Raw genomic sequence first — 10,598 nt, forward strand, 5'->3', positions numbered from 1 at the left:
AAGGCAAGGCGTCGTCCGAAACGAGCCTTCATCTGGAAATCTATAAGGCCCGTCCTGATGTGAAAGCCATCGTCCACTGCCATCCTGTAACGGCTACGGCTGTATCAGTGGCAGGATTGGAATTTCCCAGTCAGGTCGTAACGGAAGGGCGGGATTTCCTCGGACCGGTCATAACCGTGCCTTTTGCCGAACCGGGGTCAATGGATTTGGCCGTCAAGTGTGCCCAGGGATTGAAGAAAGTCAATGTCATCCTCATGGCAAGTCATGGGGCTTGTGCCGTAGGTACGAACCTCAGCCAGGCGTTTTATCGAATGGCAACGCTGGAATCAGTGGCTAAAATATACCGCAATGCCATGACTTTCCATGCAGCCTATCGTGTAATCCATGAAGAAGGACAGGTACATAGCCTGGCTGATGTATTTACCTTATAAGACATAAAAAAACAGGGACCGTCCCATGATGTGCGTTCATGGAACAGTTCCTGTTTTTTGTTTGAGGTTTGAGGTTTTAGACGACGGCAAAGAAGACATAACGGATGATGAGGAAGGCGAGTGCTCCCATGACGGCCGTGCAGGGGATGGTAAGAACCCAGGCAGAGACCATCTGGCGCGCTACGTTCCAGTGGACGGCTTTAACGCGCTGGGCAGCGCCCACACCCATGATAGATCCGGATACGACATGGGTCGTCGATACGGGCAGGTGAAGCAGCGTGGCCGTAAAGATAACAACTGCCGAGTTGAGATCGGCAGCAAATCCGTGGATGGGATGCATCTTGAAAATTTTGCCGCCTACCGTACGGATGATTTTCCAGCCGCCTACACTGGTTCCCAGGGCCATGGCGGCAGCGCAGAGCAGTTTGACGATAGTAGGAACTTCCAGTGTGTCGATGAATCCGCCGGAAAGCAGGGCCAGTGTAATGATCCCCATCGATTTCTGGGCATCATTGGATCCGTGGGAAAAGGCCATGAGAGCAGCGGACAGTATCTGTAGCCGGTTGGCCGTCAGGTTGACGACGGCCGGACGGTAATTATGGCAGAAGGAAAAGAGGAGGTTCATGATAATATAACCGACGATGATGGCGGTTATAGGGGACAGGATAAGGGAGAGAAAAATTTTTAATATGCCCCAGCCGTTGAGGGCACCGAAGCCGACAGAAATGGCAACGGCGCCAATCATGCCGCCTATAAGAGCGTGAGAAGAGCTGGACGGCATGCCGACGTACCAGGTCAGGAGATTCCATATGATGGCTCCTGTCAGGCCGGACACGATAATCAGTTCATTGATCATACTGGCCGATATGACGATATCGCCGCCAATCGTTTTGGCAACGCCTGTAGAAATCATGGCACCGATAAAGTTCAGGATAGCCGTACCGATGATAGCCAGGCCGGGCCGGATTGCCCGTGTCGATACGCAGGTAGCGATGGCATTGGCTGTATCGTGGAAGCCGTTGATGAAATCAAAAATCAGGGCCAGAACGACGACGAGGATAATCATGTACGTATCAAGCATACTTCATAACCACTCCTTTGATCAGGTTACCCAGTGCTTCTACTTTATCCGCTGTTTCTTCGATGGACGCCATCGTATCTTTCCAGCGGATGACATCCAGAAGCGGCATTTCCCCGCTGAAAATACGGGACATTTCTGCCCGGTAGATATGGTCTACTTCTGTTTCCATCTTGTTGAGCTTTTCCGTATGGTAAATGAGTTCTGCCTGGTGCTTGTCGATATTCTTTAACAATTCAAAGGTGCTGGCCAGTTCATTTCCCATATCGATGAGGACTTCCGTACCACGCACGGCAGCCGGCGTCGATTGGGTAATATGGTACATATCGACGCGCATGATAAAGCCGTGGAGGTTGTCGATACAGTCTTCCAGCCGGCAGGACAAATTGTAAAAATCTTCTCTGTCGATCGGCGTGATAAATACGCGGGCCAGTTGTTTGATGACATCAAAATTGACTTTGTCTGCCCCGTGTTCCAGATTGGTAATTTCTTCCATATGATCCGGCAGGAGTGACAGGTCTTTCATGACTTCGTTGGCGATGACGGCGCCGCGCCGGAATTTCTCGGCATTTTCGATGAGATAGTCAAAAAATTCTTCGTGTTTATTGCTGATGCTGAACATGTAAGGTACGCCTCCTAATATACTCTTTTCAAAGTATACGTATACTTTGTCAGTCCTGTGTAAATACTTTGTAAAAATCATGTAAATTTAAAGGAAGTATTTACTACTTATTTACTACTATTTTACCATGCTTTACCAGCTCTTGACATGTATACAAGGAGAAAAATAGAAAAAAATAACTGACAACCGGAAAAATTCCAGCTGTCAGTTATTATTAGTGAATCATAGTCGTTACGAGGAGGGCCAGATGATTGATTCCCTGGGGAACGCAGGCCGGGACATAGGTTACGATGAGTGCCGTAGAGGCCAGACCTACAACCGTCAGCCAGGCTTCGCAGTCGCTGCCCCAGATATATTCGCCAAGTTTGACGCAAGCGCCGCCGATAGCTACCAAAGCAGTAAGCATGGCTAACGTTGCCACGGGACTGCCGGGATAGAGATGGCTCAGTACAAGAAGTACGAACAGACCTATTACAATCAGATTTTTCATCAAATATTTCCCCCTCAATATTTATAATGGCTATATTATAGCTATGAGATTGGGTGCAGTCAATTACTAATGATTATTTCTTCGTATCAATACTGCAAGTATAAAATGTGTTATGTGACTAGTTCAAATCTCTATGATTTGCTATAATTAAAAGCTGGGAATGAATCAGGGGAGAAGGTTGAACATCGATGAGCTGGCTGAAAAAACAATTAGGAAAAGTAAAGACCGGTTTAACCCAGAAGGCACGTCCGGATACAGATCATGTCCTGGATGACATACGGGCGTATACGGCTGAACCGGCCGATGGCCTGCCTGAATACGACCGCCTGCTGACGGTATTACGGAACAGTGCGTCTGAATTGGTAGTGTATTCCCACTTTGAGGCTGATGCGAAATCCTTATGGAATTTGTCTTATGGAGGGTCGTTGGCTGAAGCCGATAAGATTAGCTTTATTTATACGCAGATTCCTATTATTTGTGACAGCATAGAACGTCATCTGTATATGGTACGGACAGCCCGGCAGGCGAAAGCCTCGTATTTTGAAAACCATGAGAGTACCCGGAAGAAAATAGAAAAGCGCAATCTCGCTCTGGACAGTGTCCGAAAGGCCCTTAAAGAGGCTGTGTCGTATGTCCGGGACAGGGAAAATGAATACGACCGCGACTGGGCCGGCAGGAAGTATGTGCCCCTGGATGATATGACGGAAACGGAAGATTTTTACCAGCGCCTCCTGAAGGGTATCCGTAATTTTACGACGTGGCAGCCCGTGTTTGCCAAACTGGATGACGCTGCCAGCTTTGCCCATACCTTGGCCGGATATGAAGAGTCGGCACAAAAAGCCGAATCTTTCTGGCTGGACTGGCGGGAACGATGCCGGTCTTACTTTACGGAACGGGCAGACCTGTCCCGGGAACGCCGGCAGTTCATGAAGGACGAAGAAGAGTACGAACATTCCGGCCTGTGGGGGCGCAAGCCTGTCTTTGATTTCAGCCGCCGCGGTCATCATCTGGAACAGCACCGGGAAGAGCTGGAAGACTGGGAAGACCGCCTGGAAGAGGATTGGTATGACCTGCAGAAAGACTATAAGGGCTATTGCAACCGGATACTCGATATCTGTGATGAGCTTTGTGAGTATGTCGTCGTTCTGGAAGATTGTCTGGAAGAGGAAAAGGAATCCAATATCCGCAGTGGTGAGAAACTGGAAGCCGATTATGAAACCGGCCATGAAGACATATGCCGCCTCGACGAGGAATATGAACGGGTAAAGGTCGTATTAAATACATTAGAAACGCTGGGAGGAACAGCTTATGGAGTTTGAGGAAATACCAAAGCGGCGGAAAATACAGGATTTCTTTCCTGAAGAACCACCCCGCCCCAGGCGCAGGACACGGATAGAGGAAACAAAGCAGAAGCGGCATAAAGTCGATACGTATCTCGACGATGCGGATTGGCAGTCTCTGCAGCGCTATTGTGAAGAAGCGGATGAAAAACCGTCGGTATTACTGCGCCGCCTGTTACGGCAATTTTTGAAAGAAGAGAAGGGATAAAATGGAACGTCTGGATATTTATGACTACCGTGGCGTGTCTACGGGAAGGACTATCGACCGCAGCCAGGAAGATACACTGTCTGACGGGGAATACTTCCTCATTGTCCACGTCTGTATTTTCGATCATGCCGGGCGTCTTCTCATCCAGCAGCGGCGGAAGCCGGGAGATCCGCTGGATGGATGTTGGGATCTGACTGTTGCTGGGCATGTACACAGTGGCGAATCGAGCCAGGCAGCGGCCATGAGGGAGGTGCGCGAGGAGATAGGACTTCCTGTTGATCTTACCGGGCAGGCACCGCTCATGCGGCTCCGGTTCCATCACGGGTTTGACGATATTTATGTCGTCATAGCCGATGTTCCCTTGTCGTCCCTGCACCTGCAGGATGCAGAAGTCCGGGCTGCCCGCTATGCTGCCTGCGACGAGGTGCTCCATATGATTCACCGGCAGCAGTTCCTGCCTTATATGGACAGCTTTATTGAAGCATTGTACGATATGCGCTGTTCCAATGGTTTCATCCGCAGCGATGCACCGTCCGATTTACAGTGAACGGGTAATCTGGCGGAATCGCTCTGGCCACCAGAATGAAGAAAGGGTATAATGAAAATATAAGAACTCTAAAAATGAGGTGTGTAATATGGCAAAGAACTATTATGAATTGCACGTAGCCGGCTGTACACGGCAGCTTCCCATCATCAAATTAAATGACGACCTGGCTATTGCCGGGTTTGTTATCCTGGGAGATGTAGATATCGTATCGGCTACGGCAAGGGAACTGGTTAAAAAAATGCCTGCCGATACAGACGTCATCATGACTGCCGAAACAAAGGGAATTCCCCTGGCCCATGAAATGGCGCGTCTGAGCGGCATGAAACAATATGTCGTGGCCCGGAAATCGGTTAAAGCATATATGGATGATCCCATCTGGGTAGAAGATGAATCCATAACGACAGCAGGCAAACAGCGCCTGTACCTTTCGGCTGCTGACGTGGCGCTCATGCGCGGTAAAAAGGTCCTCCTCGTCGATGATGTCATCAGCACGGGCGGATCGATGAAAGCTCTGAAGGCGCTGGCTGAAAAAGCCGGGGCTCATATTGCCGGACAGGCGGCTATCCTGGCCGAAGGGGATGCGGCAAAACGGGAAGATATCATTTATCTGGCACCGCTTCCCCTTTTGAAACCGGAGGATGCAGAATAATTCTATGGGAATAACGGATATTTTCCCTTGCATTTCCCGGGCCTTTATGCTAAACTAGTCTAGCATAGGTTTTGTATGATAGATGAGAAGAGGTGTAAATTTTGAAAGAAGGAATTCATCCGAAATACTACAGCAACGCCAAAGTAACGTGTGCTTGTGGTAATACATTCGAAACAGGTTCAACTAAACCGGAACTGCGTGTTGAAATTTGCTCTAAATGCCATCCGTTCTTTACGGGCCAGCAGCGTGCTCAGCAGGCTCGTGGCCGTATCGAACAGTTCAATAAACGTTATGGTAAAAAAGCTAGTAAATAAGCAGTACAAGTGTGCAGCAGAGCAGAAATGCTCTGCTCTATTTGTTTGTGTGGAAATGGGGTGTGCCTTTTGAATAAACCCACTACGTATGTAGGAGGCCAGGCTGTCATAGAGGGGGTCATGATGCGGGGGCCGAAATATATTGCTACGGCAGTGCGGACGCCGTCCGGCCAGATTACGGTCAAAAAAGATGAAGTACATTCATTGTGTGAACGGTACCCGATTTTGAAGAAACCCCTGCTGCGCGGTACGATTGCCTTGTATGAATCTCTGGTATATGGCATGAAATGCCTGTCCTATTCTGCCCAGGCTGCCGGCGAAGAAGAAGAGGAACTGTCCCGCCCGCAGATGATGGCAACGATGGCTTTTTCGATTGTATTGGCCATTGTCATTTTTCTCCTCATTCCGACGTATGGCGCCAAATTCATACCGGGTGTCATGGACAGCGCCGTCCGCCTGAACATTGTGGAAGGCGTATTACGGCTGCTTATCTTCTTATTGTATATATGGGGCATTTCCCTTACGAGCGATATCCGCCGTGTCTATGAATATCACGGCGCTGAACATAAAACTATCTGGACCTACGAAGCAGGAGAAGAACTGACCGTTGATAATGTCAAAAAACACAGCCGTCTTCATCCGCGCTGCGGTACTAATTTTCTGCTCATCGTCATGGTCGTCTCTATTTTTGTCTTTGCCTTCCTGGGGTGGCCAAATCTGGCCGAACGGGTGGTATCACGGATTCTTTTAATGCCTGTCGTGGCTGGTATCAGTTATGAAATGATCCGCATAGCCGCGCGGACGGAAAATCCGCTTGTCCAGGCAATTTTTAAGCCGGGCCTGTATCTCCAGTATCTGACGACGCGGGAACCTCATGCGGATCAGATTGAAGTGGCTATTGAAGCGATGAATGCTGCCAAGCCGGAAGATCATACGGAAACGCCGGATGGTGAAACTGCCACCGTAACGATTACGCCAGTAAAACCCGGAAATGAGGATGCATCCCGTGTCGAATCGGCGTAACTCCGGGATGTGGTAACGAAAGAGAGGAATTTACGTGTTTATTGATAAAGTGCAGGCTGTTGAAAATAAATTTATGGATCTGGAACAACGCATCAGTGACCCGTCGGTCATTGCCCGCCAGGAAGAATGGCAGAAGCTGACACGGGAACATGCGTCGCTGTCCCCGATAGTAGAGGCATACCGTCAGTACAAACAGGTGACGGAACAAATCCGGGACGACCGGGAATTATTGAAAGATCCGGAAAGTGATGCCGAAATCATCGCCATGGCCAAAGAGGAAGTAGCGGATTTGGAAAAGAAGCAGGCCGGACTGGAAGAAGAGCTGCATGTCCTCATGCTGCCCAAAGACCCGCGGGACGATAAAAACGTCATCATGGAAATCCGTGGCGGAGCCGGCGGTGACGAAGCAGCCCTGTTTGCGGGAGATTTGTTCCGCATGTATATGAAATACATCGAAAAACAGCCTGGCTGGAAGGCGAGTATCATCAGTTCCAATGCTCCTGAACTGGGCGGTTTCAAAGAAGTTATTTTTTCCGTTGAAGGCCATGGCGTATATGGCAAACTGAAATACGAATCAGGTGTACACCGTGTGCAGCGTGTACCTGTTACGGAAGCCGGCGGCCGCATTCATACGTCTACCGCTACGGTAGCCGTACTGCCGGAAGCGGAAGATGTGGAAGTCGATCTGAATATGGATGATGTCCGCGTCGATTATTTCCGATCCAGCGGGGCCGGCGGTCAGCACGTCAATAAGACGAGTTCGGCTGTCCGCATGACCCATATGCCGACGGGAATTGTTGTCGAATGCCAGGACGAACGGTCCCAACTGGAAAACCGGGCCAAGGCCATGCGCGTACTGAAGGCGCGCCTGTTGGACAAAGCCCAGCAGGAAGCCGATGCAGAAGTGACGGAAGCACGGCGCAGCCAGGTCGGTACGGGCGACCGGAGCGAACGGATCCGGACATATAATTTCCCGCAGGGGCGGGTAACGGATCACCGCATCAATCTGACGTTGTACAAGCTGGAAAACGTCCTCAACGGGGACCTGGATGAATTCATTCAGGCTCTGGCGGAAGCGCACCGGGCAGAACTGATGAAAGAAGAATCAGAAAATGAGTAAGTTGTGGACCATAGGGGCACTTCTCACCTGGACGACGCAGTTTTTTTCATCGAAGGGCATTGATTCGCCGCGGCTGGATGCGGAAATCCTCCTCTCCCACGTATTGAAGAAGGAACGGATTTATCTCTATGCACACTACGATGAACCGATGACAACAGAAGAACTGGCTTCCTACCGGGAACTGGTCAAAAAACGGGCTGACCGGCTGTCTGTAGCTCACATCCTGGGGGAAAGGTCTTTTATGGGACTGGATTTCCTGGTCAATGAAAACGTGCTGATTCCCAGGCCGGAAACAGAAATGCTCGTCGAAACCGTATGGGAGCAGCTGGAACCGGAAGCGGAGGCACGGATCCTCGACATAGGCACGGGAAGCGGGGCCATCTTGTTGAGTCTGCTCCACGAAAGGCCACAGTGCCAGGGGCTGGGTGTCGATATTTCAGAAAAGGCGCTGGCTGTTGCCCGGAAAAATGGGGAACGGCTGGGGCTTTCAGACAGGGTAAGCTGGCAGGTAAGCGATCTGTTTGCATCGGTACCGCCGTCTGTCTATGACTGGGTCGTATCCAATCCCCCTTATCTGACGGCAGATGATATGAACCATTTGCAGCCGGAAGTGCGCCATGACCCCCGGCAGGCCTTGTTTGGAGGCAAAGACGGGCTTGACTATTACCGCCGTATAGCCCGGGATGCCGTGCCGTATGTGAAAGTAGACGGGTTTTGTGCCGTCGAATGTGGGGCCGGACAGAGCCGGGATGTTGCCTCGATTCTTACGGCGTCAGGTCATTTCGTATTACAAAAAATAGTAAAGGATTACGGCGGCATCGAACGGGTCGTCGTATTCCAGCGAAAAGAGTAGATCAGTGTGAAAAAGACAAAAATAGTCCGCATAACGGACGTAGAAAAAGATAAGGATATATTGGAAGAAGCTGGCCGCATCATCCGGGATGGCGGCATCGTCGTATTCCCGACAGAAACGGTTTATGGTATCGGAGCCAACGGTCTCAATGCCGACTGCTGCCGCAGTATTTACGCCGCCAAAGGGCGTCCCAGCGACAACCCGCTCATCCTGACCGTTCCGGACCAGGAGGCAGCTCATGAGGTAGCCGCGTACGTTTCGCCGACGGCTCAGAAGCTGCTTGATGCGTTCTGGCCGGGGCCTCTCACCATTATCTTCCCACGTAAATCCTGTGTGCCCGATGCCGCCACGGGAGGACTGGATACCGTCGCTTTACGTTGCCCGGACCATGATATTGCCCATGCGTTCCTCAAGGCGGCCGGTGTACCTGTCGCAGCTCCCAGCGCCAACCGGTCCGGCCGGCCCAGCCCGACGACAGCCGAAGAAGTCGCCCACGATATGGATGGACGGGTCGATATGATCATCGATGGAGGTCCCTGTCATATCGGTGTCGAATCGACTATTGTCGAATGCCACGATGATGATACGGTTACAATTCTTCGTCCCGGCGGAGTGACCCTGCCGATGCTGGAAGAAGTCGTGGGAAAAGGAAAGGTCGATGTAGACCGTCACATCATTACAGGGAAAGGCGTACCTAAAGCACCGGGCATGAAATACCGCCATTATGCGCCGTCGGCTCCGGTAACGGTTTACGTGGGCTCTGTAGAACACGTACGGAAGGCTATGGAACAACAGGCATTGGAACTTACGGCCCAGGGAAAGAAAGTAGGCTTTCTGGTGAGCCGGCAGACGGCTGAAGCATTTCCCAAAGATGCCATGTACATCTGGGGAGACCATGATGACAAGGCAGCCCTGGCAGCCCAGCTGTATACGGGCCTTTTGTTCTTTGACAGTGTCCATGTAGATCATATCCTGGCTGAAGGTACCGATGAAGAAGGCCTGGGAATGGCTATTATGAACCGCATGAAGAAATCTGCCGGCGGAGATGTCCGTTCCGTTTAAGGAAGAACGCTTTATTTTTCTGTCCTGTCAGAGTATAATAAATAAGAAAAGCAAAGGTGTCTGTCGCATCGGTGTTTATTTTATTTATGTACAGGAGGAAATAGTCTATGAAATTAGTAATTGGTGCAGACCACGGTGGTTTCGATTTGAAGGAAAACATCAAACAATACTTGGACGAACAGGGAATTGCCTACACTGATTATGGTACACATACGCCGGAACGGTGTGACTATCCGGTCATTGCCAAAAAGGTAGCTGAAGCCGTTGCCGATGGTACATTTGACAGAGGTATCCTCGTCTGCGGTACCGGTATTGGTATTGGTATTGCTGCCAACAAGGTCCATGGCATCCGGGCTGCTTTGTGCCACGATATGTTCTCTGCCGAATACTGCCGCCGCCACAATGATGCCAATATTCTCACTATGGGCGGCCGGGTCATCGGTCCGGGCCTTGCCAGAGAAATCGTCCGCATTTTCCTTTCTACGGGGTTTGATGGCGGCCGTCATGAAGTCCGTGTCAACATGATTAAGGAAATGGATAAATAAGCCGCAAGGCAGCTATATGTCATAAAGAAAGGAATATACCACATGCAGATCGAAGTATTAAATCACCCGCTGATTCAGCACAAAGTGACGCTGATGCGGAAAAAAGAAACAGATTCCAAAGATTTCCGGGAACTATTAGAAGAAATTACCATGCTCATGGCCTATGAAATCACCAGAGACCTTCCCCTGGAAGACATAGAAATTGAAACGCCGCTGCAGAAAATGACGGGCAAGCAGATCAGCGGCAAGAAGCTGGTCATTGTCCCTATCCTGCGCGCCGGCCTGGGAATGGTTCAGGGCATGCTCAATCTCATGC

Annotated in this window: 15 protein-coding genes; 12 read left to right on the forward strand and 3 right to left on the reverse strand. The window is 50.4% G+C overall.

Going from position 1 to position 10,598, the window contains the following annotated elements; genetic code table 11:
- Positions 1-431: class II aldolase/adducin family protein (locus DBO31_RS09010; RefSeq protein ID WP_150824989.1), on the forward strand; the 431-nt coding region annotated here is incomplete at its 5' end.
- 76 nt (positions 432-507) lie between these two features.
- Here the strand turns inward: DBO31_RS09010 and DBO31_RS09015 are convergent.
- From DBO31_RS09015 to DBO31_RS09025, 3 genes are all read right to left on the reverse strand, one after another.
- Positions 508-1,512 carry an inorganic phosphate transporter gene (locus DBO31_RS09015; protein WP_059075959.1) on the reverse strand — a complete coding sequence of 335 codons (1,005 nt, stop codon included), beginning with the start codon at positions 1,510-1,512 and terminating at the stop codon, positions 508-510.
- Complete coding sequence (locus tag DBO31_RS09020; RefSeq protein WP_059075960.1) at positions 1,505-2,131, reverse strand: DUF47 domain-containing protein; 627 nt, start codon at positions 2,129-2,131, stop codon at positions 1,505-1,507. Before DBO31_RS09020 ends, DBO31_RS09015 begins: the two co-directional genes overlap by 8 nt.
- A 214-nt stretch (positions 2,132-2,345) precedes the next feature.
- Complete coding sequence (locus DBO31_RS09025) at positions 2,346-2,621, reverse strand: hypothetical protein (protein ID WP_059075961.1); 276 nt, start codon at positions 2,619-2,621, stop codon at positions 2,346-2,348.
- Positions 2,622-2,809: 188 nt separating this feature from the next.
- Between DBO31_RS09025 and DBO31_RS09030 the strand changes: the two genes are divergently transcribed.
- From DBO31_RS09030 to upp, 11 genes are all read left to right on the forward strand, one after another.
- A complete protein-coding gene (locus DBO31_RS09030; RefSeq protein ID WP_150824990.1) occupies positions 2,810-3,940 on the forward strand; it encodes a hypothetical protein in 1,131 nt (376 codons plus the stop codon).
- Positions 3,930-4,169 carry a hypothetical protein gene (locus tag DBO31_RS09035; protein ID WP_059075963.1) on the forward strand — a complete coding sequence of 80 codons (240 nt, stop codon included), beginning with the start codon at positions 3,930-3,932 and terminating at the stop codon, positions 4,167-4,169. The genes DBO31_RS09030 and DBO31_RS09035 overlap by 11 nt, the downstream gene beginning before the upstream one ends.
- A 1-nt stretch (position 4,170) precedes the next feature.
- Positions 4,171-4,716, forward strand: a complete 546-nt coding sequence (locus tag DBO31_RS09040) for an NUDIX domain-containing protein (protein WP_059075964.1) — start codon at positions 4,171-4,173, stop codon at positions 4,714-4,716.
- 88 nt (positions 4,717-4,804) lie between these two features.
- A complete protein-coding gene (locus DBO31_RS09045) occupies positions 4,805-5,365 on the forward strand; it encodes a phosphoribosyltransferase family protein (protein WP_059075965.1) in 561 nt (186 codons plus the stop codon).
- Between the two features lie 101 nt (positions 5,366-5,466).
- Positions 5,467-5,679, forward strand: coding sequence for a 50S ribosomal protein L31 (rpmE, locus tag DBO31_RS09050; RefSeq protein ID WP_059075966.1), 213 nt, complete (start codon positions 5,467-5,469; stop codon positions 5,677-5,679).
- Positions 5,680-5,748: 69 nt separating this feature from the next.
- On the forward strand, positions 5,749-6,702 hold the full coding sequence (locus tag DBO31_RS09055; protein ID WP_083237035.1) for a DUF1385 domain-containing protein: 954 nt from the start codon (positions 5,749-5,751) through the stop codon (positions 6,700-6,702).
- A 34-nt stretch (positions 6,703-6,736) separates the two neighbouring features.
- Positions 6,737-7,822 carry a peptide chain release factor 1 gene (prfA, locus tag DBO31_RS09060; protein WP_059075967.1) on the forward strand — a complete coding sequence of 362 codons (1,086 nt, stop codon included), beginning with the start codon at positions 6,737-6,739 and terminating at the stop codon, positions 7,820-7,822.
- Positions 7,815-8,675, forward strand: coding sequence for a peptide chain release factor N(5)-glutamine methyltransferase (prmC, locus tag DBO31_RS09065; RefSeq protein ID WP_150824991.1), 861 nt, complete (start codon positions 7,815-7,817; stop codon positions 8,673-8,675). Before prfA ends, prmC begins: the two co-directional genes overlap by 8 nt.
- A gap of 6 nt (positions 8,676-8,681) precedes the next feature.
- Positions 8,682-9,737 (forward strand): L-threonylcarbamoyladenylate synthase, encoded by a 1,056-nt coding sequence (locus DBO31_RS09070; RefSeq protein WP_150824992.1) that lies wholly within the window; start codon positions 8,682-8,684, stop codon positions 9,735-9,737.
- Positions 9,738-9,844: 107 nt separating this feature from the next.
- Positions 9,845-10,282: a ribose 5-phosphate isomerase B gene (rpiB, locus tag DBO31_RS09075; protein ID WP_059075970.1), complete on the forward strand. Its 438-nt coding sequence runs from the start codon at positions 9,845-9,847 to the stop codon at positions 10,280-10,282.
- 42 nt (positions 10,283-10,324) lie between these two features.
- The coding region (upp, locus tag DBO31_RS09080) for a uracil phosphoribosyltransferase (protein ID WP_150824993.1) at positions 10,325-10,598 on the forward strand (274 nt) is incomplete at its 3' end.

This window comes from Megasphaera sp. DJF_B143 (assembly GCF_900320625.1).
GTDB lineage: Bacteria > Bacillota > Negativicutes > Veillonellales > Megasphaeraceae > Megasphaera > Megasphaera hexanoica.

Excerpts from the sequence above, each read along its gene's own strand:
- DBO31_RS09020 (WP_059075960.1), bottom strand. The coding sequence starts at position 2,131 with ATGTTCAGCATCAGCAATAAACACGAAGAATTTTTTGACTATCTCATC.
- prmC (WP_150824991.1), top strand. The coding sequence starts at position 7,815 with ATGAGTAAGTTGTGGACCATAGGGGCACTTCTCACCTGGACGACGCAG.
- DBO31_RS09035 (WP_059075963.1), top strand. The coding sequence starts at position 3,930 with ATGGAGTTTGAGGAAATACCAAAGCGGCGGAAAATACAGGATTTCTTT.
- DBO31_RS09030 (WP_150824990.1), top strand. The coding sequence starts at position 2,810 with ATGAGCTGGCTGAAAAAACAATTAGGAAAAGTAAAGACCGGTTTAACC.
- DBO31_RS09025 (WP_059075961.1), bottom strand. The coding sequence starts at position 2,621 with ATGAAAAATCTGATTGTAATAGGTCTGTTCGTACTTCTTGTACTGAGC.
- rpiB (WP_059075970.1), top strand. The coding sequence starts at position 9,845 with ATGAAATTAGTAATTGGTGCAGACCACGGTGGTTTCGATTTGAAGGAA.
- DBO31_RS09045 (WP_059075965.1), top strand. The coding sequence starts at position 4,805 with ATGGCAAAGAACTATTATGAATTGCACGTAGCCGGCTGTACACGGCAG.
- DBO31_RS09015 (WP_059075959.1), bottom strand. The coding sequence starts at position 1,512 with ATGCTTGATACGTACATGATTATCCTCGTCGTCGTTCTGGCCCTGATT.
- DBO31_RS09040 (WP_059075964.1), top strand. The coding sequence starts at position 4,171 with ATGGAACGTCTGGATATTTATGACTACCGTGGCGTGTCTACGGGAAGG.